The sequence below is a fragment of the Pseudomonas alkylphenolica genome (assembly GCF_004025535.1).
Classification (GTDB): Bacteria; Pseudomonadota; Gammaproteobacteria; order Pseudomonadales; family Pseudomonadaceae; genus Aquipseudomonas; species Aquipseudomonas alkylphenolica_A.
Genome location: NZ_QJRG01000033.1, coordinates 444,342 through 468,351, shown reverse-complemented (window position 1 = coordinate 468,351; position 24,010 = coordinate 444,342). Strand labels below are relative to the sequence as shown.

Genomic DNA, 24,010 nt, shown 5'->3' with positions numbered 1-24,010 from the left:
GCAAGACATGGGCACTTTTGTAGAGGACCTCTCACTTGTCTATTTCTGTATTTCGCAAGGCCATGCTGGCTGGAGCGGGTCTGACGCTGGCGATCAGCGTCCAAGCGGCGCCCACGGTGCACATTTACAACTGGTCGGACTACATCGGCCAGACCACACTCGCGGATTTTGAAAAAGCCACGGGCATCAAGCCTGTGCAGGACGTTTTCGACTCCAACGAAACCCTGGAAGGCAAACTGCTGGCCGGTCGTACCGGCTATGACGTAGTCGTGCCGTCCAACCATTTCCTCGGCAAGCAGATCAAGGCGGGCGCGTTCCAGAAGCTCGACAAGTCGCTGCTGCCGAATTATTCGAACCTGGACCCGGCGCTGATGAAGCGTCTGGAGAAAAACGATCCGGGTAACCAGTACGCAGTCCCCTATCTGTGGGGCACCAACGGCATCGGCTATAACGTCGAGAAGGTGAAGGCGGCGCTGGGCACCGACAAGATCGATTCCTGGGCCATGCTGTTCGAGCCGGAAAACATCAAGAAACTCTCCAAGTGCGGCGTGGCGTTCCTCGACTCTGCCGACGAGATGCTTCCGGCGGTGCTCAACTACATGGGGCGCGACCCCAACAGCACCGATCCCAAAGACTATGCCGACGCCGAGAAAAAGCTGCTGGCAGTACGTCCCTACGTGACCTACTTTCACTCCTCCAAGTACATCTCGGACCTGGCCAACGGTGACATCTGTGTGGCTGCAGGCTTCTCCGGCGACGTGTTCCAGGCCAAGTCCCGTGCCGAAGAGGCTGGCAAGGGCATTGACGTGGCCTATGTCATTCCCAAGGAAGGCGGCAACCTCTGGTTCGACATGCTGGCGATTCCGAAAGACTCCGCCAACGTCAAAGAGGCCCATGCCTTCATCAACTATTTGCTTGAACCTGCGGTGATTGCCCAGGTGAGCGATTACGTCGGTTACGCCAACCCTAACCCAAAGGCTGGCGAACTCATGGACCAGAGCGTGCGAACCGACGCAGCGGTATATCCACCGCAAGAAGTGCTGGACAAGTTGTACGTCAACTCTGAGCTACCCCCCAAAGTGCAACGTTTGATGACCCGCATCTGGACCAAGGTCAAGTCGGGCAAGTAACAATCCAGGGTTCGTCACGGCAGGGGCGAGCGCAAAAAATCTTGTTGGGAGTTTCACAAATGGCAGTTGCCTCCGGTGCCTATAAGAAAGCCCTCGAGGGCGACCAGCAACCTAAACAGGTGCTGGTCAAAATCGACCGGGTCACGAAAAAATTCGACGAAACCATCGCGGTGGAGGACGTCTCCCTCGAAATCAAAAAGGGTGAGATCTTCGCCCTGCTGGGTGGCTCCGGTTCGGGTAAATCCACCTTGCTGCGGATGCTGGCCGGCTTCGAACGGCCAACCGAGGGGCGTATCTTCCTCGATGGCGTAGACATCACCGATATGCCGCCCTACGAGCGGCCGATCAACATGATGTTCCAGTCCTATGCACTGTTTCCGCACATGACCGTGGCGCAGAACATCGCCTTCGGCCTGCAGCAGGACCGCATGCCCAAGGCCGAGATCGACGCGCGTGTCGGCGAGATGCTCAAGCTGGTGCACATGACCCAGTACGCAAAGCGCAAGCCACATCAGCTCTCTGGTGGCCAACGTCAGCGTGTGGCTCTGGCCCGCTCCCTGGCCAAGCGTCCGAAGCTGCTGTTGCTCGATGAGCCGATGGGTGCGCTGGACAAGAAGCTGCGTTCGCAGATGCAACTGGAGCTGGTCGAGATCATCGAGCGGGTCGGTGTAACCTGCGTGATGGTGACCCACGACCAGGAAGAGGCCATGACCATGGCCCAGCGCATCGCGATCATGCACCTGGGCTGGATCGCCCAGATCGGCAGCCCGATCGACATCTATGAAACCCCGACCAGCCGCCTGGTCTGCGAGTTCATCGGTAACGTCAACCTGTTCGACGGTGAAGTGGTCGAAGACGCCGAAGGCCACGCGGTGATCGCCACCCCTGAGCTTGAGCGCAAGATCTACGTCGGCCACGGTGTCACTACTTCCGTGGAAGACAAACGCATCACCTACGCGCTGCGTCCGGAGAAGCTGCTGGTGACCACCGAGCAGCCAACCTGCGAGCACAACTGGTCGCGCGGCAAAGTGCACGACATTGCCTACCTGGGCGGCCACTCGGTGTTCTACGTCGAGCTGCCTGGCGGCAAGATAGTCCAGTCGTTTGTCGCCAACGCCGAGCGCCAGGGCACCCGACCTACCTGGGACGACCAGGTCTACGTCTGGTGGGAGGATGACAGCGGCGTGGTACTGCGGTCATGAACATGCGCAAGCTCACGCGAGCATTCAACCGAATAAAGCCTGAAGGCCGTCATGTCGTGATCGGCGTGCCCTTCATCTGGCTGTTCCTGTTCTTCATGCTGCCGTTCTTCATCGTCCTGAAGATCAGTTTCGCTGAAGCGGACGTAGCGATCCCGCCTTACACCGAAATCTACAGCTATGTCGAAGACAAAGTGCAGGTGGTGCTCAACATGGCCAACTACGGCCTGTTGACCCAGGATGAGCTGTACATCTCGGCGTACCTGGGTTCGTTGAAGATGGCCTTTTTCAGCACGCTGCTGTGCTTGCTGATCGGCTATCCGATGGCCTATGCCATCGCCAATGCGCGCAAGGAAACGCAGACGGTGCTGTTGCTGCTGATCATGATGCCGACCTGGACGGCGATCCTGATCCGCGTGTACGCCTGGATGGGGATCCTCAGCAACAACGGTTTGCTCAATGCCTTCCTGATGTGGCTGGGCCTGATCGACCAACCGCTGCAGATCCTCAACACCAACCTTGCGGTGTACATCGGTGTGGTCTATTCCTACCTGCCGTTCATGATCCTGCCGCTGTACGCCAATCTCGTGAAGCATGATCAGAGTTTGCTTGAAGCCGCATCCGACCTGGGTTCGAGTACCTTCAACAGCTTCTGGAAGATCACCATACCGCTGTCGAAGAACGGCATCATTGCCGGTTGCATGCTGGTGTTCATTCCGGTGGTCGGTGAGTTCGTCATCCCGGAACTGCTTGGCGGTCCGGAAACCCTGATGATCGGTAAAGTGCTCTGGCAAGAGTTCTTCAACAACCGTGACTGGCCGGTGGCGTCTGCCCTGGCGGTAGTAATGCTGGCGATCCTGATCGTGCCGATTCTGCTCTTCAACCGTAGTCAGGCCAAAGAGATGGAGGGCAGGGCATGAAGCGTTTCAGTTTCTCCAAGCTGATGTTGATCGTGGGTTTGCTGTTCATCTACCTGCCCATGCTGATCCTGGTGATCTACTCGTTCAACGCCTCGAAGCTGGTAACCGTGTGGGGCGGCTGGTCGGTGAAGTGGTACGTCGGCCTGCTCGACAACACGCAACTGATGGGCTCGGTGATGCGCTCGCTGGAGATCGCTTGCTACACCGCGATCGCCGCGGTGGCGCTGGGCACCCTGGCGGCCTTCGTGCTGACCCGGGTCACGCGCTTCAAGGGCCGTACCCTGTTCGGTGGCCTGGTCACCGCGCCGCTGGTAATGCCTGAGGTGATCACCGGTCTGTCGCTGTTGCTGCTGTTCGTGGCCATGGCCCAGCTGATTGGCTGGCCACAGGAGCGTGGCATCGTCACCATCTGGATCGCCCACACCACGTTCTGTGCGGCCTATGTGGCGGTGGTGGTGTCGGCGCGCCTGCGCGAGCTGGACCTGTCGATCGAGGAAGCAGCCATGGACCTGGGCGCCAAGCCGTGGAAAGTGTTCTTCCTGATCACCATCCCGATGATTGCGCCTTCGCTGGCGGCGGGCGGCATGATGTCCTTCGCCTTGTCGCTGGATGACCTGGTGTTGGCCAGTTTCGTGTCCGGTCCGGGTTCGACCACGCTGCCGATGGAAGTGTTCTCCGCCGTGCGTCTGGGCGTGAAACCGGAAATCAACGCCGTTGCCAGCCTGATCCTGCTGAGCGTATCGATCGTGACCTTCATGGTCTGGTACTTCAGCCGTCAGTCCGAAGAGCGTCGTCGCAAGGCGATCCAGCAGGCTATCGAAGAAGGTGCAGCGGCCAACGTGTCGCAGCCGCAACCCAAGCGTCAGGCGCCGGTTACAGCGTCCGCCTGATGTTGCTTCGCGGGTAAACCCGCTCCCACAGGAAAAGTGCAATGGCTGAGACCTGCACCGTACCTGTGGGAGCGGGTTCACCCGCGAAGATCCCACCGCCGATTCATAGCCAGACCGCATCCCAATGCGGGTAGTCGCCGACTCGATTTACCAACCCCGCCCGTAGCGGATTGGCAACGATGTACCTGGCGACCCGCACGACATGCTCCTCCCGCCGCAGCGCCCGATCCTGATAGCCGTTCTGCCAGATCGGTTCATGTTTAACGCCCGCCTTGTGCAAGGCGAGACTGCACCGTGACTTGAACCTGCGCATCAGTGTGCCCAGCGTGACCGCTTTCAATTCAATCAACTAGTGCAGATGATCCGGCGCCGAACGACCAGGCGCGCGTGCTCGAAGTCGTGAAACAACGGTTTGCGTTGATGTGTGGTCGTGGTCAGCAAGTAGAGCCTGCCGGGTTTCGAGCACCGGCCACGGCGGAGCAGGTGAGATTGGGCTTTGGGCATCAGCGTGCTCCTTGAGAGGTGGATACCTTCTCAAAGGTAGTGACTGAGGCGTTGGCACGACATGGCCGATGGTTTCCGGCTATGCCAAGGGATCACATGCCAACCCTGTGGGAACAACAGACTGCACCCTGGCTTTTCGCGGGTAAAACATTCCCTCCCCAGTGCCGTTTTCAGAACCCTGATCTACGCTAACACTCGCATACCTGTATCGATCTTACGCGTGGAAGGAGCCTGCATGACGGTGTTGCGTACGGTATTAGTCGTCAGTCTGGGCTCGGTGCTCATGCTTGCTGGCTGCAAAAAGAAGGAAGCGGACGAAATCGAGTTACCCCGGGTGGCCGTGCAAAAGGTTCAACCCAGCGATTTTGCCGCATTGGTGACACTGACGGGGGATGTCCAGGCGCGGGTACAGGCGGACCAGTCGTTCCGCGTCGGTGGCAAGATCATTTCCCGCAGCGTTGATGTCGGTGACCATGTAAAGGCCAATCAGGTGCTGGCCCGTCTCGACCCCAAGGACCTGCAAGCCAATGTCGACTCGGCCAAGGCCGAAGTATTCGCCGAGCAGGCGCGGGTTACCCAGACCAGCGCAGCGTTTGTTCGTCAGCAGAAATTACTGCCCAAGGGTTATACCAGCCAGAGTGAATACGACTCGGCCCAGGCTGCGCTGCGCAGCAGCCAGAGCGCACTGACCGCCGCCAAGGCGCAGTTGGCCAATGCCCAGGACCAACTGAGCTACACCGCCCTGGTGGCCGATGCTGCCGGCGTCATCACCGAACGCCAGGCCGAAGTCGGGCAGGTTGTGCAGGCCACGGCACCGATTTTCACCCTGGCCAGCGATGGTGACCGCGACGCGGTGTTCAATGTTTACCCGGCGCTGTTGGTCGCACCGCCCAGCAGCGAGACGATTACCGTCAGCCTGGTGGACGATCCGAAGGTCCAGGCCCAGGGCCACGTGCGTGAAATAACCCCGACCGTTTCGGCACAGAGCGGCACCGTGCAGGTAAAAGTGGCGTTGCGCGATGTGCCGGCCAGGATGGAGTTGGGCTCACCGGTCACTGCCACCGGTCACGCCCAGGGCACATCAAGTGTCGTGCTGCCCTGGTCGGCGTTGACCAAGGACTTGCATGACCCCGCCGTGTGGTTGGTAGGCGACGGCGACAAGGTCAGTTTGCAGCCGGTCAAAATCAGTCAGTACCTCACTGGCAAGGTGGTCATTGGTGAAGGCCTCAAAGCCGGGCAAACCGTGGTGGTAGCCGGCGGGCAGCTGCTCACCCCCGGCATGCAGGTAGAAATCGCACCGTTCAAGGACATCGGGGTAGCGCAATGAGAGCAGTCACACTGCTGTGCAGCGCCCTGCTTCTGGCGGGGTGCGGAAAGGAGTCTGTGGATTCGGAGCCGGTGCGGCCAGTGCTTTCGGTGATCGTGCAGCCGCAGGTACAAGCCAATCTTGGCCGCTTCGCCGGTACTATTCAGGCGCGCTTCGAAAGCACCTTGGGCTTTCGTGTGGCAGGCCGCATTGCCCGGCGTTGGGTCGATGTCGGCAGCGCGGTAAAAGCGGGTGATGTATTGGCCAGCCTAGATCCGGCCGATCAGCGCAACCAGTTGCGCGCCGCCGAGGGCGACCTGGCAAAGGTCCAGGCGCAGTGGATCAACGCCCAGGCAGACGCCCGTCGGCAGCAGCAGTTGTTTGACCGTGGCGTGGGCGCCCAGGCACAACTGGACGTTGCCACGACCAACCTGAAAACCACCGGGGCGTCTCTGGAGCAGGCCCGCGCAGCCGTCAGCCAGGCGCGTGACCAGCTCGGCTACAGCGAATTGCATGTTGATCACGATGCCGTGGTTACCGACTGGCAGGCCGAGGCGGGGCAGACCGTCAGTGCCGGGCAGGCGGTGGTGACCGTGGCCCGTCCGGACGTGAAGGAAGCGGTTATCGACTTGCCGACCTACCTTGCCGAGCAATTGACCGGTGACATGAAATTCGTGGTGGCTTCGCAACTTGATGCGGGCATCAACACCACCGCCACCTTGCGTGAGCTCGAACCCCAGGCCGACGCCGCGACGCGAACCCGTCGTGCGCGTTTGACTCTGGCCGATACCCCAAGGACTTTTTACCTGGGTACGGCGATCAGCGTCACGCTGACCTCGTCAGTATCACCGCGCAACGAACTGCCCGCGACGGCATTGCTGGAAACTGACGGGCAGACCCGCGTCTGGGTGGTCGATCCGCAGCAGCACACGGTGGCCACCCGTGAGGTGAAATTGCTTGAGCGCACGCCCAACAGCGTGGTGTTGAGTTCGGGTGTTCAAGCAGGAGAGCGTGTAGTGACAGCTGGTGTGAACAGTCTGAAACCGGGCCAGAAGGTCATAGTCGATGAGGAAGATGCACGATGAAAGGAAGCTTCAACCTCTCGGAATGGGCGCTGAAGCACCAATCCTTCGTCTGGTACCTGATGTTCGTCAGCTTGCTGATGGGCGTGTTCTCCTACATGAACCTGGGGCGTGAGGAAGACCCTTCATTCGCAATCAAAACGATGGTCATCCAGACCCGCTGGCCAGGCGCAACCCAGGATGAAACCCTGAATCAGGTGACCGACCGCATCGAGAAAAAACTCGAGGAGCTGGATTCGCTCGACTATGTGAAGAGCTACACCCGGCCGGGCGAGTCGACGGTGTATGTCAACTTGCTGGACACCACGCCTGCCAAGGATATTCCCGAAATCTGGTACCAGGTGCGCAAGAAGATCCAGGACATTCGAGGTCAGTTTCCCCAGGGTATCCAAGGCCCGGGGTTCAACGATGAGTTCGGTGACGTCTACGGATCGATCTATGCGTTTACCGCCGACGGCCTGACTCTGCGCCAGCTGCGCGACTATGTCGAGCAGGTGCGCGCCGAGATCCGTGAGGTGCCCGGCCTGGGCAAGGTCGAGATGATCGGCACCCAGGACGAAGTGCTGTACCTGAACTTCTCTACACGCAAACTGGCGTCGTTCGGCATCGATCAGCGACAAGTGCTGCAAGCCTTGCAGGCTCAGAACGCGGTCACCCCGGCCGGGGTTATCGAAGCCGGGCCGGAGCGTGTGTCGGTACGTACGTCTGGCCAGTTCGCCTCGGAGAAGGACCTGGAGGCGATCAACCTGCGCATCAACGACCGATTTTTCCGCCTGGCAGATATTGCCGATATCGAGCGGGGCTACGTTGATCCGCCTGCGCCACTGTTTCGTTTCAACGGGCAGCCAGCCATCGGCCTGGGCATCGGCATGAAGGCCGGCGGTAACATTCAGGTGTTCGGCGCCGATCTGCACAAAATGATGGACCGTGTGGTCAGCGAACTGCCGGTTGGTGTCGGGGTGCACACGGTCTCTGATCAGGCGGTGGTAGTGGAAGAAGCCGTAGGTGGCTTCACTAGCGCATTGTTCGAAGCTGTAGTCATCGTTCTGGTGGTGAGCTTCATCAGCCTGGGTATCAGGGCGGGTCTGGTAGTGGCCTGTTCGATTCCGCTAGTGCTGGCGATGGTGTTCATTTTCATGGAGTACAGCGGCATCACCATGCAGCGGATCTCTCTGGGCGCGTTGATTATTGCCCTGGGTTTGCTGGTGGACGATGCGATGATCACCGTAGAGGTGATGGTGACGCGCCTGGAAATGGGCGAAACCAAAGAGCAGGCCGCGACTTTTGCCTACACGTCGACGGCGTTTCCGATGCTGACCGGAACCTTGGTGACAGTGGCCGGCTTCATGCCGATCGGTCTCAATGCCAGTTCGGCGGGGGAGTACACCTTCACACTGTTCGCGGTGATTGCTGTCGCTTTGTTGGTGTCCTGGGTGGTGGCGGTGGTATTTGCTCCGGTGCTGGGCGTGCATATCCTCAACGCCAAGGTCAAAGCGCATAACGAAGAGACCGGCCGCGTCGGCAAGGCGTTCGAGCACAGCCTGGTGTGGTGCATGCGCCATCGCTGGCTGACCATTGCCGGGACCATCTTGCTGTTTGTGCTGGCGCTGTTCTGCATGCGCTTTGTGCAGAATCAGTTCTTCCCCTCATCGGACCGCCCGGAAATTCTTGTCGACCTCAACTTGCCGCAGAACGCTTCGATCGAGGAAACCCGCAAAGCGGTGGACAAGCTTGAGGCAAGTCTCAAAGGCGACCCGGACATCGTGCACTGGAGCACCTACATTGGTCAGGGCGCCATTCGCTTTTACCTGCCACTGGACCAACAGTTGCAGAACCCCTACTACGCCCAGCTGGTCATCGTCAGTAAGGGCTTCGAGGCGCGCGACGCGTTGATCAAGCGATTGAAGGAGCGCTTGCGTGAAGATTTCGTCGGTATCGGCAGCAACGTCCAGTCACTTGAAATGGGGCCGCCAGTAGGGTTGCCGATCCAGTACCGGGTCATGGGCAAAGACATCGACGAGGTGCGCAAACACGCCATCGCCCTGGCCAGTTTGCTCGACAGCAATGACCACATCGGCCAGATGATTTATGACTGGAACGAGCCGGGTAAAGTGTTGCGGGTCGAGATCGCCCAGGACAAAGCGCGTCAGCTCGGCCTGTCGTCCGAGGACGTGGCCAACGTCATGAACAGCATTGTCAGCGGCACGCCGATCACCCAGGTGAATGACAGTATCTACCTGATCAACGTCATCGCCCGTGCCGAAGACAGCGAGCGCAGTTCGCCACAGACCCTGCAGAACCTGCAGATCGTCACTCCCAATGGCACCTCGATTCCGTTGCTGGCGTTCGCTACCGTGCGCTACGAGATGGAGCAGCCGCTGGTCTGGCGGCGTGACCGCAAGCCGACCATTACCATCAAGGCTGCAGTGCGTGGCGATATCCAGCCGACGGACCTTGTTGCTGAACTCAAGCCGCGTATCGATGAATTCGCCAGCAAACTGCCGGTGGGTTACAAGGTAGAGACCGGCGGTACCGTGGAGGCCAGCGGCAAGGCCCAGGGGCCGATCGCCAAAGTCATACCACTGATGCTGTTCCTGATGGGCACCTTCCTGATGATCCAGCTGCACAGCGTGCAGAAGTTGTTCCTGGTGGCCAGCGTGGCACCGCTGGGCTTGATCGGTGTGGTGCTTGCGCTGGTACCGACGGGCACGCCCATGGGCTTCGTGGCGATTCTGGGGATTCTCGCGTTGATCGGTATCATCATCCGCAACTCGGTCATTCTGGTGACCCAGATCCACGAGTATGAGGAGCAGGGATTGTCTGCATGGGCAGCGGTGCTGGAAGCGACCAACCATCGTCGTCGCCCGATCCTGCTGACGGCAGCTGCCGCGAGCCTGGGCATGATTCCCATCGCCCGTGAAGTGTTCTGGGGGCCGATGGCTTACGCGATGATTGGCGGGATCATTATCGCCACCCTGCTGACCTTGCTGTTCCTGCCGGCGCTGTATGTGGCCTGGTACAAGATCAGGGAGCCCGAGGAGCAACGTGCATAAAAATACATATCAATTGCGAATACATCTCATCTTCTGCTAGCGTGCGCTCACCTTGAGATTCGCTGCCAGGACGTGCCGTGTCTTCGTGGAATATGCAGATTGCCCGGTTGTTTGCCGAGCACAAAAAAGCGCTGGAAGCCTTTGTTGCCCGGCGCATTGGCAATGCCCAGGTTGCCGCCGACCTGACGCAGGAGTCGTTCCTGCGTCTGGCGCGACTGCCTGGCGACAAAAAGATCGACAACCTGCCGGCGTTCCTCTTCACAATTGCCAGCAATCTGGTGCGCGACCATCAGCGTCAGATGATCCGCCGCGAGCGCCTGGATGGCGGTGAACCCAGCGATGACCTGCCCTGCCATGCACCGGGCGCAGAAGAGCAACTCTCGGCCCAGCAGGAGCATGCGCTGATGCATGATGCCATTCAGGCCTTGCCCGAGGCGACTCGGCACATCTTCCTGCTTTACCATGTCGATGAATGTTCCTACCGGGAAATTGCTGAGCGTCTCAACGTTTCCCCACGTAGCGTTGAATACCAATTGCGTCGCGCGCTGATCGATTGCCGGGCCTTTATCAAGGCGCGGCTGCTCAGCGGCGCGTCGGAGCCGCGCGGATGAGCCGGCCACTTGCAGCTACGGACACACTGATGATTGACCCGAATGCCATGGATGCCGATGACGAGCTGTTCGCCGAGGCCAGTGGCTGGTACTACCGCCTACAGGCTGAAGACCTCGACGACACCGAGCGGGAAGCATTCGCTGCCTGGTTGGCGCGCGGGCCTGCCCAGCTCAAGGCCTGGAACGAAATGCTCGATTTGCTGGGCGCCTTGCGTGAGCCCGCTCAGCGCATACGCCAGGCCCAGCGTGCGCGTTGGCGTAGACCGTCGGTGCGGGTCTGGGCGAACGCTGCCGCTGTGCTGTTGATGCTTGGCGTGCTGGCGGCCAGCCCGTGGCCGGACCGCTGGCGCGCGGACTACGCGACGGCTACAGGGGAGTCGCGCGCGATTGCCCTGGCCGATGGCTCACAGTTGCAACTCAATACCGACACTGCGGTGCAGGTCGAGTTGCGCGAGGGTGAGCGCCGGGTGCGTCTGCTGCGTGGCGAAGCGTGGTTCGACGTCAGCCATGATGCATCGCGCCCGTTCCTGATTCGCTCCGGTGACGGCTGGGTCAAGGTAGTGGGGACGCGCTTCAGCGTTGCCCAGCAGGGCGATCAGACCCGTGTGCGCGTTGCCCAGGGCAAGGTCCAGGTCAGCGCCGACAACAGCCAGTCGGTGCTGCTCGAGCCTGGCCGGGGTGTCGAATACCGCGGCACGCAATTGGGCGCGGAGCACGGTTTCGACGTTGCCGCCGAGTTTGCCTGGCGCCAGCGCCAACTGGTATTCCGGCAACAACCACTGGCCGAGGTAGTGGATGCGCTCAACCGCTATTGGCCAGGACAGACACTGGTGCTCGGCGAGACCTTGCGTCAACGCAAGGTCTCCGGGGTGTTCGAAATCGACAAGCCGGATGCCGTCCTCAAAGCCTTGACGCACACCCTGGGCCTGCGCGCCGAGCAGTACACCCCCTACCTGCGGGTGCTGCGCGAAGGCTGATGAAAAAATTTGAAAAAAAGTTTCAGGGTTTCCCTGGCAGCGGTCGTCCTTGATCTCGTAGGCGCAAATAATAAGCACTCTCAGACAGTGCGGCGCAGCTAAACGATTTCGACGATTTGGGGAGCACCACTGATGGATACCACTACCGCCACCCGGCGCCAGTCCGGTCTGCCGACGCTACTGAGCCTGGCCATTGCCCTGGGGGGCAGTACCTTGGCCATGCCAGTGCTGGCAGCAACTGCGGTGCAGGCTCAGGCTTATCAGTTCGACATACCGGCACAATCGCTGGACGGCGCGCTGGCTGCCTTCAGCGCCGTGACCCGGGTGCAGGTACTGGTGAACGCCGAAATGACCCAAGGTTTGCGCTCTTCCGGACTCAAAGGCAGTTATCCACAGGAGCAGGCCCTGGCACGCCTGCTGGCAGGCACCGGGCTGAACGCCAGCTACATCGACAGCGACAGTGTCACGCTGGAAAAGCGCCTGTCCAGTGATGGCGATGCCGCCCTGCAACTGGGCGCGACCATGGTCGGTGGCAAGGCCCTGGGCGCCACCACCGAAGGCAGTGGTTCCTACACCACTGGCGCCCTGACCATCGGTAAAGGCGAGCAGAAACTCAAGGACATCCCGCAGTCGGTGTCGGTGGTTACCCGCCAGCGTCTCGACGACCAGAACATGAACAGCCTGCAGGACGCCATGCGCCAGGTAACCGGGGCGACGATCAAGAGCTACAACTCCGGTTCCAGTCTCAATGACGTCTACATGCGTGGCTTTCTGGTCGATCAGGTGCAGGTCGACGGTGTTTCCCAGATCACCGGTCAAGGCGACCTGATGACCAGCTTCGACCTGGCGATGTTCGACAGGGTCGAAGTGCTACGCGGGCCTTCAGGCCTGTATCAAGGGGCCGGCGAGCCGGGCGGTACCATCAACCTGGTGCGTAAACGTGCACTGGGTGAGTTCGCCCTGAGCGGCGAGCTGTCTGCAGGCTCTTACGATCACTACCACTCGACGGTGGATATCACCGGGCCGCTGAACAGTGACGGCAGCCTGCGTGGGCGCTTTGTCACTGCCTATGAAGACAACAAGTCCTTCGTCGACTATGCCCAGAATGAGCGACCGATGGTGTATGGCCGGCTGGAATACGACGTCACGCCGGACACCACCCTGTCGCTGGGCGGCGCCTACCAGCACAACCATTCCACTCCGGCCTTCGGCCTGCCGGCGTACGCCAATGGCAAGCTGCTGGACGTCAGCCGCTCGACCTTCGTCGACGCCAAGTGGAACGAACTGGACGAACACGTCTGGGAGAGTTTCTTCGAAGTCGACCATGCCCTGGAAAACGGTGGCCAGTTCAAGACCTCGCTGACCTACCGCGATGCCGAGACCCCGACCCGCAACTTCACCTGGAGCGACGGTGCTGTCGATCCGGATACCGGTGCCAGTTCGGCCGTGGCCTACTCCTACTACACCCATATCAAGACCCTGGGTGTGGACAGCTTTGTCACCTTGCCGGTGGAAGCTTTCGGGCGTACCCATGAGTTCACGGCGGGCGCTGAATACCAGCACCTGGACAAGGATTTCACCTACGGAGGTGGGGAATACTTCGATACCAACGTGTTCGATCCGGGCAGCATCAACATCCCCAAGCAAAAGTACGAGATGGACAACGGCAACTGGTCGAAATCCCATCAGTACGGCCTCTATGCCCGAACCAAGATCAGCGCTACCGACTGGCTGGACGTGATCCTCGGCAGCCGGGTGACCTGGTTTGAAAGCGAGGCACACAACGCCAACGCGTTCTTCAACAACTTCAGCACCACCGATACCAATATCGACCGCAAGTTCATCCCTTACGGGGCGCTGGTGGCCAAGCTGACTCCCGAGCTGTCGGCCTACGCCAGCTACACCAGCGTGTTCAAGCCGCAGACCGAAGTCGGCAGCGACAATGAGATCATCGAGCCACGCAAGGGTAAGCAATATGAGCTGGGTCTCAAACGGGAGTTCTTCGATGGTCGTCTGAACGGCAGTGTGGCCGTGTTCCGCATCTACGACGAAAACCGGGCAGAGCTGGTCGCCAACAACCAATACTATGAAGCGCAAGGCAAGATCCGCAGCCAGGGCTGGGAAACCGAACTCAGTGGCAACCTGACCGATAACTGGAGCATCAGCACCGGTTACGCGTTCACCATGCTCAAGTCGCTCAGTGGCGAAGACACCAACCAGGGCACCACCATCACCCCCAAGCACAACTTCAACGCGTGGACGCGCTACGAATTCAGTGACGGGCCGCTGAAGGATTTCAGTGTCGGTGGCGGCGTGCGGGCTGTGAGCGCCACCTACTACAAGCGTGACGTGGACTTCGTCCAGGGTGGCTACGCCATCACCACCGCCCAGGTAGGTTACAAGTTCAACCGCAACCTGTCTGCGACGCTGACCGCCAACAACCTGTTCGACCGTACCTATTACGAGCGTGTCGACAGCTCCTGGGGCTCGAACTTCTACGGTGAGCCGCGCAACCTGACCCTGACCCTGCGCGCCAAGTACTGACCTGCCCGGCGGCCTGCGTGAATAAAAAAACCGGCGCACAGGGCGCCGGTTATTTTTGTTGCAGACGACTTACAGCCCGTCGAGCAACGCCTTGTTGCGTACGGCACCCTTGTCGGCACTGGTGGCCAGCAGGGCGTAGGCCTTCAGGGCGGTGGTCACTTTGCGCGGGCGCACTTCCACCGGCTTCCAGCCTTTCTTGTCCTGCTCGACGCGACGTGCTGCCAGCTCTTCATCGCTGACCAGCAGGTTGATCGAACGGTTGGGGATGTCGATCAGCACTTTGTCGCCGTCCTGGACCAGGCCGATGGCACCGCCAGCAGCTGCTTCAGGCGAAGCGTGGCCGATGGACAGGCCCGAGGTGCCGCCGGAGAAGCGACCGTCGGTGAGCAGGGCGCAGGCTTTGCCCAGGCCTTTGGACTTCAGGTAAGACGTCGGGTAGAGCATCTCCTGCATGCCCGGGCCGCCTTTCGGGCCTTCGTAGCGAATGATGACGATGTCGCCGGCCTTCACTTCGTCGGCGAGGATGCCGCGCACGGCGCTGTCCTGGCTTTCGAAGATCTTCGCATTGCCTTCGAACACGTGAATCGACTCGTCGACACCGGCGGTTTTCACCACACAGCCGTCCAGTGCGATGTTGCCGTAGAGCACGGCCAGGCCGCCTTCTTGCGAGTAGGCGTGCTCGACGCTACGGATGCAACCGTTCTCACGGTCGTCGTCCAGGGTTTCCCAGCGGGTCGACTGGCTGAAGGCCGTCTGGGTCGGGATACCGGCCGGACCGGCCTTGAAGAAGTGGTGAACCGCTGCGTCGTCGGTCTGGGTGATGTCCCACTTGGCGATGGCTTCTTCCATGCTCGGGCTGTGCACGGTCGGCAGGTCGGTGTGCAGCAGGCCACCACGGGCCAGCGAGCCGAGGATGCTGAAGATGCCGCCGGCGCGGTGGACGTCTTCCATGTGGTACTTCTGGATGTTCGGCGCCACTTTGCACAGCTGCGGCACTTTGCGTGACAGGCGATCGATGTCGCGCAGGTCGAAGTCGATTTCCGCTTCTTGTGCGGCCGCCAGCAGGTGCAGGATGGTGTTGGTCGAACCGCCCATGGCGATGTCGAGCATCATGGCGTTTTCAAACGCCTTGAAGTTGGCGATGTTGCGCGGCAGGACGCTCTGGTCGTTCTCGCCGTAGTAGCGCTTGCACAGCTCGACGATGGTGCGGCCGGCCTGCAGGAACAGCTGCTCGCGGTCGCTGTGGGTGGCCAGGGTCGAACCGTTGCCCGGCAGGGCCAGGCCCAGGGCTTCGGTCAGGCAGTTCATCGAGTTGGCGGTGAACATGCCCGAGCACGAACCGCACGTCGGGCAGGCGCTACGCTCGTACTCGGCAACCTTCTCGTCGGAGGCGGTAGAGTCGGCGGCAATCACCATGGCATCGACCAGGTCCAGGCCGTGGCTGGCCAGTTTGGTCTTGCCGGCTTCCATCGGGCCGCCGGAAACGAAGATCACCGGTATGTTCAGGCGCAGGGCGGCCATCAGCATGCCGGGGGTGATCTTGTCGCAGTTGGAGATACAGACAATGGCGTCGGCGCAGTGGGCGTTGACCATGTACTCGACCGAGTCGGCAATGATCTCGCGGCTAGGCAGCGAATAGAGCATGCCGTCGTGGCCCATGGCGATGCCATCGTCGACCGCAATGGTGTTGAACTCTTTGGCTACGCCACCGGCGCGCTCAATCTCGCGGGCGACCAGCTGGCCCAGGTCCTTCAGGTGCACGTGCCCCGGGACGAACTGGGTGAACGAGTTGGCGATGGCGATGATCGGCTTTTTGAAGTCCTCATCTTTCATCCCGGTGGCACGCCACAAAGCGCGTGCGCCGGCCATATTGCGGCCGTGGGTGGACGTTTTCGAACGGTAATCAGGCATGAAGCACTCCTGGCGGCTAATCAGGTAACAAAAAGGGGAGTGAGCTTCTCTAGTCCTTTGCACCGAAGGCATGTGGCCGCTGGTACGGATGGGGCCGAAGACAGCGCGGGATCGCCGCGTGCTCGACCAGAGCTCATAAACCCGCCGGGGATGACTGGCGATGAATAAGCCGATTCTACACCGCTGGCGCGTATAGGGAATGAACAAGCGCATGTAACCCGAGGTTCGGTCATGTACACGCCTGCAACAGGGTAGTGCCGGTATCTATTTAGGGCCTGTTTTGGCACCCGGGCATTTAGCGTGGCGGTGGATCAATCGCGCCAAGGAGGGCCCGAACATGCCAACCATTCACCACCTGATCAGCCTCGGCTGCCTGTTCCTTTGCCTGAGCCAGGCGGCCACTGCCAATCCGCACCTGGACGGTGCCTATTCGCACGATGTCCATGACTCTTTCACCGACAAAAGCAGCTGGATGAAATCAATCCGCGATGACGTGCAGTTGAGTGAACTGGCGCTTCCCGGCACCCATGATTCGGCCACCTTCGATGTCAGCCTGTTTCCGATCGTTGACGACATCGTCGTTACTCAGACGCTCAATTTCGACGAGCAACTGAGGTATGGCATTCGCGTCCTTGATTTGCGTATCCGGCGAACCAGTGATGTCTTCGCCTTGCACCATGGCCCGGTTTTTCTCGACAAGATGTTCGGCTCCGCCTTGCGCTCCATCGAGCGTTTTCTCAAGGCCAACCCCAGCGAAACTGTGTTGTTTCGGATCAAGGAAGAGCACACGGCGAACAGTAACGTGACGGTCAGCCTGGCGGATGTCTTCGATCACTACATGAAACAGTTTTCCAGTACGTACCTGAAAGCACCGCGCAACACCGTAACGCTGGGCGAGGCGCGGGGGAAGTTTGTGGTGCTTTCCAACATTTCCAACCTCAACCCTTACGGGCTCAACTATAGCAACTTCGACATCCAGGATGATTTTACGCTCAAAACCAACTGGGACCTGCACGAGAAGTACCTGAAGATCAGGCGCCAGCTACACCGTGCTGCGGCGGGGGACAAGAACATGTTTTATGTGAATTACCTGTCGGGCAGCTTCGGGTCGTTCCCTTACTTCGTGGCGAGCGGGCATTCCTCGTCGGGCACGGATGCACCCCGACTGTCGACGGGCCTTCTGGCCCTGGGGGAGGTCGACTGGTACCCGTTTTTCCCCCGAACCACCTGCGTGCTGCGTGTTTGCACGATCTCATTCGAAGGCACCAACACCCTGGCGCGTGACGACATCAACGACATGAACGGCCCGGGCCCGACCCAAAGAACCGTGGGCATCATCATGGCCGACTTCCCGGGAGAGTCCCTGATTGCCAACATCATCGCCAACAATCACCACCCTGCCCATGAGCTTGGGCATTGAGCTTGGCGACATACCGGTCGCGATTTTGCTGGTTTGTCGTAGTGCTTATCTGATTTGGCCCCCAGGGTGGGTTTTGCTACAGACGGCCAGGCGCTACTTGCCTACTATCCCCGCGCCGCATGTGCGGCTAACGAGACGACACCCTTAATGGACCTTCCCAGTTTCAGTTCATCGCGAACCTACATTCTGGCACTGAACGCCGTGGCGCCAGGGCTGCCCGTTAGCTGACCGTCAGCCTTGCCGGTCGGCCTCCAGGCACCTGTGCCGCTGCCTGGAGATCGATATGACCCCAATCCATGATGCAAACCTGGCCAGTCTGGCCTTGCCCCGCAAGCAGGCTCAGGCCCGCCGTGACGACCTGCTGCAGGCTGGACGTTATCCGGCGGGCACCGCCGGGGCGCTGATGAGCAGCCACTACTCCTGTATCTGCAGCGGCCTCAGCGCGAGCCAGGCCATCGACATGCTGCGGCGTGAAGCCGCCGATGCCGAGACCATCTATCAGTCCTATGTGCTGGATGAGCAGGGCAACCTGCTCGGCACCCTGTCCCTGCGCGAATTGATCCTGGCCAGCCCGGAGTTACCGGTAGAGCAGTTGATGGTTCGTCCGGTGCTCAGTGTGAGCACGTTTACCTCCCAGGAAAAAGTTGCCAGGCTGATCAGTGAACACGATTTGCTGGCCTTGCCCGTACTGGACAACGACGGCCGGCTGGTCGGCATCATCACCTGTGACGACGCCATGGATGTGGTGGTCGAGGAGGCCACCGAAGACTTCCACAAGGGCGCGCTGATCGGCACCCAGCTGGGCAACCTGAAGACCGCCACGGTGGGCCTGCTCTACCGCAAGCGCGTGCTCTGGCTGGTGTTGCTGGTGTTCGGCAACCTGTTTTCCGGGGCGGGCATCGCCGCCTTCGAAGACACCATTGCCGCCCATATCGCCCTGGTGTTCTTCCTTCCATTGCTGGTCGACAGCGGCGGTAATGCCGGCGCCCAGTCGGCGACCTTGATGGTCCGTGCCCTGGCCACGGGGGAGGTGGTCATGCGGGACTGGTTGAGCTTGCTCGGGCGTGAGTGTGGGGTGGCGCTGGCCCTGGGTGGCACCATGGCCGTCGCGGTTGCGTCGCTGGGGGTGTTGCGCGGCGGCCCGGATATCGCGTTGATCGTGGCCAGCAGCATGTTGGTCATCGTCCTGCTAGGCAGCCTCATCGGCATGAGCCTGCCGTTCCTGCTCAGCCGCATGAACCTCGACCCGGCCACCGCCAGTGGGCCATTGGTGACGTCGATTGCCGATGCCGCCGGTGTACTGGTGTACTTCGGGATTGCTTCGCAGGTGTTGGATATCTGACGACTGCCTGCTCTGTTTACAAAAATCCCGGCACTTGGCCGGGATTTTTCGTCAAACAGATTAGCTGTTAGGCAACAAACGGCAGGTAATGCTCTTGATGTAACGGGTTTCCGGGATAGCTGGATGAACCGGGTGATCCGGACCCTGGCCGCCGCGCTCAAGCAGCTGGATGTTGCGGTCCAGGTGACGGGCACTGGTCAGCAGGATGTTCTGCAGGTCATCCTCGGGCAGGTGCATCGAGCACGAGGCACTGACCAGAATGCCGTCCTTGCTCAGCAGGCGCATGGCTTGCTCGTTCAGGCGGCGGTAGGCGCCTTCGCCGTTCTTCAGGTCTTTCTTGCGCTTGATGAACGCGGGTGGGTCGGCAACGATCACGTCGAAGCGCTCTTCGGCAGCCTTGAGTTCCTTCAGGGCTTCGAATACGTCACCTTCGATGCAGGTCAGCTTCTCGGCAATTCCGTTGAGCGCGGCGTTGCGCTCGACGCCATCGAGGGCGAAGCTCGAAGCATCCACACAGAACACTTCGCTGGCGCCGAACACGCCTGCCTGCACACCCCAGCCGCCGATGTAGCTAAACAGATCGAGAACGCGCTTGCCCTGAACATAAGGGGCCAGGCGTGCGCGGTTCATGCGGTGGTCGTAGAACCAGCCGGTCTTCTGGCCTTCCATCACCGGGGCTTCGAACTTCACGCCGTTCTCTTCCAGCGCGACCCACTCCGGCACGACACCGAACACGGTCTCGACGTAGCGACCCAGGCCTTCGGCATCACGGGCTGCCGAGTCATTCTTGAACAGGATGCCGCTTGGCTTGAGCACCTGTACCAGGGCGGCGATGACGTCGTCCTTGTGCTGCTCCATGGTCGCCGACGCCAGCTGAACGACGAGGATGTCGCCGAAACGGTCCACCACCAGGCCCGGCAGCAGGTCGGAATCGCCATAAACCAGACGGTAGAACGGCTTGTCGAACAGGCGATCACGCAGCGACAGGGCCACATTGAGGCGGTGTACCAGCAGCGACTTGTCCAGCGGCAGCTTGATGTCGCGCGACAGCAGGCGGGCGCAGATCAGGTTGTTCGGGCTCATGGCAACGATGCCCAGCGGCTTGCCGCCAGCGGTTTCAAGCAGCGCCTGGTCACCGGCCTTGAAGCCATGCAGCGGGGTCGCGGCGACGTCGATTTCGTTGCTGTAGACCCACAGGTGGCCGGCGCGCAAGCGGCGGTCGGCATTGGCTTTGAGACGAAGGCTGGGCAGGGACATGACGTCGCTCCGGGAAAAAAGAGCGGGAGTATAACCTGTAGGCCTTTTTATCGGTGCAGGGCGCGACGGTAGGCGCGGATTTATCCGCTCCTGCAGGTCTTCCATAGCAGGATGTGTGGGTATCCTCTGCATCGTTGGTACGCAACAGGGCTACAGGGTTAGAATTCGCCGTCCTTCACGAGTGAGTACGCATGTCCCAAGAACTCAGCGCCGAACAGATCCAGCAAGCCCTGCAAGGCATCACCATTCCGCCGCAACCGCAGATCATGGTCGATCTGCAGTTCGAGCAGTACATGCCCGACCCGGATCTGGAAACCATCGCCAAGCTGATTTCCCAGGACCCGGGGCTTTCCGGCGCCTTGCTCAAACTGGTCAACTCGCCGCATTTCGGCCTGTCGAACAAGATCGGTTCGATCCAGCGCGCAGTTAACCTGATGGGCAGCCGCTCGATCATCAACCTGATCAACGCCCAGTCGATCAAGGGCGAAATGAGCGACGAGACCATCGTCACCCTCAACCGTTTCTGGGACACCGCCCAGGACGTGGCCATGACCTGTCTGACGCTGGCCAAGCGCACCGGCATCCAGTCGGCAGACGAAGCCTATACCCTCGGGCTGTTCCATGACTGCGGCGTGCCGCTGATGCTCAAGCGCTTTCCCGACTACATGGATGTGCTGGAAGAGTCTTATGCCAAGGCCGATGCCGAAACCCGGGTAGTCGATACCGAGAATCGCATCTTCAACACCAACCATTCGGTGGTCGGCTACTTCACCGCCAAGTCCTGGCGCCTGCCCGAGCACATCAGCGCCGCCATTGCCAACCACCACAATGCGTTGGCCGTGTTCCGCGACGAGTCGTCGGGCAATGCCCAGACACAGTTGAAGAACCTGCTGGCGGTGCTGAAGATGGCCGAGCACATCTGCGCTTCCTACCGGGTACTGGGCAATCAGAGCGTGGATCACGAATGGAACGCCGTTGGGCACCTGGTGCTCGACTATGTGGGGCTTTCCGAGTACGACTTCGAGAACCTCAAGCAAACCATTCGCGAATTGGGCGGCCACTGATTCATGCCGGAACTACCAGAAGTCGAAACCACCCGGCGCGGCATCGCGCCGTTTCTCGAAGGCCAGCGGGTCAGCCGGGTGATCGTACGTGACCGCCGCCTGCGTTGGCCGATCCCCGAAGACCTCGATGTACGCTTGTCGGGGCAACGCTTCGTCAAGGTCGAGCGGCGGGCCAAGTACCTGTTGCTCAATGCCGAAGTCGGCACGCTGATCAGCCACCTGGGCATGTCGGGCAACCTGCGCCTGGTCGAGATCGGTTTGCCGGCCGCCAAGCATGAGCATGTCGACATCGAACTGGAGTCGGGCCTGGCCCTGCGCTACACCGACCCGCGACGCTTTGGCGCCATGCTCTGGAGCCTCGACCCGCTCAACCACGAACTGCTGATCAGGCTTGGCCCTGAGCCGCTGACCGACCTGTTTGACGGCGAGCGCCTGTTTCAGCTGTCGCGTGGCAAGTCCATGGCGGTCAAGCCGTTCATCATGGACAACGCAGTGGTGGTCGGGGTCGGCAATATCTATGCGACCGAAGCCCTGTTTGCTGCCGGGATCGATCCGCGCCGCGAAGCCGGGGGCATTTCCCGAGCGCGCTACCTGAAGCTGGCGATCGAGATCAAGCGCATCCTCGCCTGCGCCATCGAGCGCGGCGGCACCACCCTGCGCGACTTTATCGGCGGTGATGGCCAGCCGGGCTATTTCCAGCAGGAGCTGTTCGTGTACGGACGCCGGGAAGAACCATGCAAGGTCTGCGGCAGCATTCTGCGCGAGGTCAAACTGGGGCAGCGCGCCAGCGTTTTCTGCCCGCGCTGCCAGACGTGAGCGTGCTCAGCGCGGGCTGAGCACTTCAGCGCGGCCTACACCACGCGGGTCGCTGGCGGCTTCCAGGGTGTGCCTGGATTTGTCCCAGTACAACACTTGCTGATTGCCATAGGTGCGGCGCAGGTCTTTTAGCTGGTAGCCGCGTGCCTGCAAGTCGCGCTGCTGCTCGGCGGTGAATGCTCCCGGCTCGTGCTCGACCACATCCGGCAGGTACTGGTGGTGGTAGCGCGGCACCGCCGGCCAGCTGGCGACCGGCTTGCCTTCAAGGAACCCCAGCATCGACAGCAGTACCATGCTCGGAATGCGGCTGCCTCCGGGGGTGCCAAAGGCGGCGAACTGCGTCGGGCTCTCGATGAAGCTCGGGCTCATGCTCGACAACGGCCGCTTGCCGGCGGCAACCGCATTGGCCTGGCTGCCGGCCAGGCCGTAGTTGTTGCTGCCGCGCGGGTCTGCGGCGAAGTCGTCCATCTCGTTGTTCAGTACTACACCGGTGCCTGGCGCGCTGAAGGCTGCGCCGAAGGGCAGGTTGACCGACAGCGTCGCCGCCACGGCGTTACCGTCGGCATCAATCACCGCGAAGTGGGTGGTGTGGTCGCCTTCACGCCAGGCCGGGGCGGGCGGCAGGCTGCTGCTCGGTGTAGCCTGGTATGCATCGATGCCGTCGGCAAGGCGACTCAGGTAGGTGCGCGCCAGCAGTTGCGGCACGGGGTTGGCCACATAGTCCGGATCGCCAAGCAGGCCGCGGTCGCGGTAGGCGCGGCGCAACACTTCCACCACGTAATGGCTGCGCTGTACCGGCTCGGCGCTCTGCCAGGGCAGGCGCTGAAGCATTGCCAGGCTCTGGGCCAGGGCCACGCCACCGGCGGAGGGCGGCGGGGCGCTGATCAGTTCGCGTTGATCGGCCAGTTGGTAGCGCAACGGCTCGCGCTTGGCGGTGCGGTAGTTGGCCAGGTCTTCCAGGCTCCAGATACCGCCTGCAGCTTGAACACCCTGCACCATCGCCTGTGCCGTCGGGCCTGTGTAGAAGCCATCGCGGCCTTGGTTGGCCAGGCGTTCAAGGGTGATTGCCAGCTCCGGCTGGCGAATGTTCGCACCCAGTGCCGGGACTTCACCCTGGGTGAGGAACAGCCGGGCACTTTCCGCATCGTCGCGTAACGCGCTCAGGCGCATGGTTGCCCGGTCACGATACATGCGATCCACGGCAAAGCCCTGGTTGGCCAGGCGAATGGCTGGCGCCAGGGTGTTTTTCAGTGGCAGTTTGCCGTAGTGCGCAGCGAGGTCGGCAAGCGCCGCCGGCAAGCCGGGTATTGCCGCTGCCAGCGGGCCATTGATCGACAATCCGGGCTGGACCTTGCCATCCTTGAGGTACATGGCCTCGGTGGCTTTGCCAGGTGCGCGTTCGCGGGCATCGAGGAAGGCATAACGCGCAGGGCTGTCGGCTTCGCGCAGCAGGAAGAAACCACCACCACCCAGCCCCGAACCATAGGGTTCGACCACCGCCAATGCGGCACTGACGGCGATTGCCGCGTCAAAGGCGTTACCGCCTTGTTCGAGGATTTGCTGCGCTGCTGCTGTCGCTTCGGGGTGCGGGCTGGCAATCGCTGCACGCCCAGGCCCCTGGGCCTGAACACCGGCTGCCCCGAGTACAAACAGTGCACCCAGGGCCAGTGCGGCAAGGCGGCCAGCGACCGGCATCAGGCCTTGCCGGTGATGCGGCGGTATTTCTCCATCAACTGCTCTTCGGTCTCGGGGTGGGCTTCATCCAGCGGGATGCAGTCAACCGGGCAGACCTGTTGGCATTGAGGCTCGTCATAGTGGCCTACGCACTGGGTGCACAGGTTAGGGTCGATCACGTAGATCTCTTCGCCTTGAGAGATCGCAGCGTTCGGGCACTCGGGTTCGCAGACGTCGCAGTTGATGCAATCGTCGGTGATGATCAGGGACATGGGGACTCCGGCCAAGGCACGTCGCCCTGGCATTTGAA

Annotated in this window: 18 protein-coding genes and 1 pseudogene; 14 read left to right on the top strand and 5 right to left on the bottom strand. The window is 61.0% G+C overall.

Features of this window, described 5'->3' with window-relative positions; translation table 11 throughout:
• The first annotated feature begins 35 nt into the window (after positions 1–35).
• From DM813_RS02155 to DM813_RS02140, 4 genes are read left to right on the top strand one after another with little or no spacing between them, the layout of a single operon-like run.
• Complete coding sequence (locus DM813_RS02155; protein WP_128321802.1) at positions 36–1,130, top strand: polyamine ABC transporter substrate-binding protein; 1,095 nt, start codon at positions 36–38, stop codon at positions 1,128–1,130.
• 59 nt (positions 1,131–1,189) lie between these two features.
• Positions 1,190–2,332 carry a polyamine ABC transporter ATP-binding protein gene (potA, locus tag DM813_RS02150; RefSeq protein ID WP_128321801.1) on the top strand — a complete coding sequence of 381 codons (1,143 nt, stop codon included), beginning with the start codon at positions 1,190–1,192 and terminating at the stop codon, positions 2,330–2,332.
• Complete coding sequence (locus DM813_RS02145) at positions 2,329–3,249, top strand: ABC transporter permease subunit (protein WP_128321800.1); 921 nt, start codon at positions 2,329–2,331, stop codon at positions 3,247–3,249. The genes potA and DM813_RS02145 overlap by 4 nt, the downstream gene beginning before the upstream one ends.
• Positions 3,246–4,139 (top strand): ABC transporter permease subunit, encoded by an 894-nt coding sequence (locus tag DM813_RS02140; RefSeq protein WP_128321799.1) that lies wholly within the window; start codon positions 3,246–3,248, stop codon positions 4,137–4,139. The genes DM813_RS02145 and DM813_RS02140 overlap by 4 nt, the downstream gene beginning before the upstream one ends.
• 103 nt (positions 4,140–4,242) lie before the next feature.
• Here the strand turns inward: DM813_RS02140 and DM813_RS02135 are convergent.
• Positions 4,243–4,643, bottom strand: a pseudogene (locus tag DM813_RS02135) (REP-associated tyrosine transposase).
• A 235-nt stretch (positions 4,644–4,878) separates the two neighbouring features.
• Between DM813_RS02135 and DM813_RS02130 the strand changes: the two are divergent.
• The 6 genes from DM813_RS02130 to DM813_RS02105 all read left to right on the top strand — a co-directional run bounded on the left by DM813_RS02130 (position 4,879) and on the right by DM813_RS02105 (position 14,216).
• Positions 4,879–5,970 carry an efflux RND transporter periplasmic adaptor subunit gene (locus DM813_RS02130; RefSeq protein WP_128321798.1) on the top strand — a complete coding sequence of 364 codons (1,092 nt, stop codon included), beginning with the start codon at positions 4,879–4,881 and terminating at the stop codon, positions 5,968–5,970.
• On the top strand, positions 5,967–7,034 hold the full coding sequence (locus DM813_RS02125; RefSeq protein ID WP_128321797.1) for an efflux RND transporter periplasmic adaptor subunit: 1,068 nt from the start codon (positions 5,967–5,969) through the stop codon (positions 7,032–7,034). Before DM813_RS02130 ends, DM813_RS02125 begins: the two co-directional genes overlap by 4 nt.
• Positions 7,031–10,084 (top strand): efflux RND transporter permease subunit, encoded by a 3,054-nt coding sequence (locus tag DM813_RS02120; protein ID WP_128321796.1) that lies wholly within the window; start codon positions 7,031–7,033, stop codon positions 10,082–10,084. Before DM813_RS02125 ends, DM813_RS02120 begins: the two co-directional genes overlap by 4 nt.
• A 77-nt stretch (positions 10,085–10,161) precedes the next feature.
• A complete protein-coding gene (locus DM813_RS02115) occupies positions 10,162–10,695 on the top strand; it encodes an RNA polymerase sigma factor (protein WP_128321795.1) in 534 nt (177 codons plus the stop codon).
• Positions 10,696–10,724: 29 nt separating this feature from the next.
• Entirely contained in the window at positions 10,725–11,672 is a 948-nt protein-coding gene (locus DM813_RS02110; RefSeq protein WP_128321794.1) for a FecR family protein, read from the top strand.
• 132 nt (positions 11,673–11,804) lie between these two features.
• Entirely contained in the window at positions 11,805–14,216 is a 2,412-nt protein-coding gene (locus DM813_RS02105; protein WP_128321793.1) for a TonB-dependent siderophore receptor, read from the top strand.
• 69 nt (positions 14,217–14,285) lie between these two features.
• Here the strand turns inward: DM813_RS02105 and ilvD are convergent, their stop codons facing one another.
• Entirely contained in the window at positions 14,286–16,127 is a 1,842-nt protein-coding gene (gene ilvD, locus DM813_RS02100; RefSeq protein ID WP_128321792.1) for a dihydroxy-acid dehydratase, read from the bottom strand.
• Between the two features lie 337 nt (positions 16,128–16,464).
• Here ilvD and DM813_RS02095 point away from each other — a divergent pair, with 337 nt between their 5' ends.
• Complete coding sequence (locus DM813_RS02095; RefSeq protein WP_128321791.1) at positions 16,465–17,547, top strand: phosphatidylinositol-specific phospholipase C; 1,083 nt, start codon at positions 16,465–16,467, stop codon at positions 17,545–17,547.
• A 283-nt stretch (positions 17,548–17,830) separates the two neighbouring features.
• Complete coding sequence (mgtE, locus tag DM813_RS02090) at positions 17,831–18,889, top strand: magnesium transporter (RefSeq protein ID WP_128321790.1); 1,059 nt, start codon at positions 17,831–17,833, stop codon at positions 18,887–18,889.
• A gap of 60 nt (positions 18,890–18,949) precedes the next feature.
• On the opposite strand, the gene DM813_RS02085 is transcribed toward mgtE, so the two are convergent.
• Entirely contained in the window at positions 18,950–20,146 is a 1,197-nt protein-coding gene (locus DM813_RS02085) for a class I SAM-dependent rRNA methyltransferase (protein ID WP_128321789.1), read from the bottom strand.
• 245 nt (positions 20,147–20,391) lie between these two features.
• On the opposite strand from DM813_RS02085, the gene DM813_RS02080 reads away from it, so the two are divergent.
• A complete protein-coding gene (locus DM813_RS02080; RefSeq protein ID WP_206617355.1) occupies positions 20,392–21,210 on the top strand; it encodes an HDOD domain-containing protein in 819 nt (272 codons plus the stop codon).
• A gap of 3 nt (positions 21,211–21,213) precedes the next feature.
• Positions 21,214–22,026 (top strand): bifunctional DNA-formamidopyrimidine glycosylase/DNA-(apurinic or apyrimidinic site) lyase, encoded by an 813-nt coding sequence (gene mutM / locus DM813_RS02075; RefSeq protein ID WP_128321787.1) that lies wholly within the window; start codon positions 21,214–21,216, stop codon positions 22,024–22,026.
• Positions 22,027–22,032: 6 nt separating this feature from the next.
• Here the strand turns inward: mutM and ggt are convergent, their stop codons facing one another.
• The gene (gene ggt / locus DM813_RS02070) at positions 22,033–23,721 is read right to left on the bottom strand and encodes a gamma-glutamyltransferase (protein WP_128321786.1); all 1,689 of its coding nucleotides are present in this window, start codon (positions 23,719–23,721) and stop codon (positions 22,033–22,035) included.
• On the bottom strand, positions 23,721–23,972 hold the full coding sequence (locus DM813_RS02065; RefSeq protein ID WP_010222176.1) for a YfhL family 4Fe-4S dicluster ferredoxin: 252 nt from the start codon (positions 23,970–23,972) through the stop codon (positions 23,721–23,723). The genes ggt and DM813_RS02065 overlap by 1 nt, the downstream gene beginning before the upstream one ends.
• Positions 23,973–24,010 lie beyond the last annotated feature (38 nt).

Bases quoted from the DNA above. Each gene is read 5' to 3' on its own strand.
- potA (WP_128321801.1), top strand. From the start codon at position 1,190: ATGGCAGTTGCCTCCGGTGCCTATAAGAAAGCCCTCGAGGGCGACCAG.
- DM813_RS02145 (WP_128321800.1), top strand. From the start codon at position 2,329: ATGAACATGCGCAAGCTCACGCGAGCATTCAACCGAATAAAGCCTGAA.
- DM813_RS02140 (WP_128321799.1), top strand. From the start codon at position 3,246: ATGAAGCGTTTCAGTTTCTCCAAGCTGATGTTGATCGTGGGTTTGCTG.
- DM813_RS02130 (WP_128321798.1), top strand. From the start codon at position 4,879: ATGACGGTGTTGCGTACGGTATTAGTCGTCAGTCTGGGCTCGGTGCTC.
- DM813_RS02125 (WP_128321797.1), top strand. From the start codon at position 5,967: ATGAGAGCAGTCACACTGCTGTGCAGCGCCCTGCTTCTGGCGGGGTGC.
- DM813_RS02120 (WP_128321796.1), top strand. From the start codon at position 7,031: ATGAAAGGAAGCTTCAACCTCTCGGAATGGGCGCTGAAGCACCAATCC.
- DM813_RS02110 (WP_128321794.1), top strand. From the start codon at position 10,725: ATGATTGACCCGAATGCCATGGATGCCGATGACGAGCTGTTCGCCGAG.
- DM813_RS02105 (WP_128321793.1), top strand. From the start codon at position 11,805: ATGGATACCACTACCGCCACCCGGCGCCAGTCCGGTCTGCCGACGCTA.
- ilvD (WP_128321792.1), bottom strand. From the start codon at position 16,127: ATGCCTGATTACCGTTCGAAAACGTCCACCCACGGCCGCAATATGGCC.
- DM813_RS02095 (WP_128321791.1), top strand. From the start codon at position 16,465: ATGCCAACCATTCACCACCTGATCAGCCTCGGCTGCCTGTTCCTTTGC.
- mgtE (WP_128321790.1), top strand. From the start codon at position 17,831: ATGACCCCAATCCATGATGCAAACCTGGCCAGTCTGGCCTTGCCCCGC.
- DM813_RS02085 (WP_128321789.1), bottom strand. From the start codon at position 20,146: ATGTCCCTGCCCAGCCTTCGTCTCAAAGCCAATGCCGACCGCCGCTTG.
- mutM (WP_128321787.1), top strand. From the start codon at position 21,214: ATGCCGGAACTACCAGAAGTCGAAACCACCCGGCGCGGCATCGCGCCG.
- ggt (WP_128321786.1), bottom strand. From the start codon at position 23,721: ATGCCGGTCGCTGGCCGCCTTGCCGCACTGGCCCTGGGTGCACTGTTT.
- DM813_RS02065 (WP_010222176.1), bottom strand. From the start codon at position 23,972: ATGTCCCTGATCATCACCGACGATTGCATCAACTGCGACGTCTGCGAA.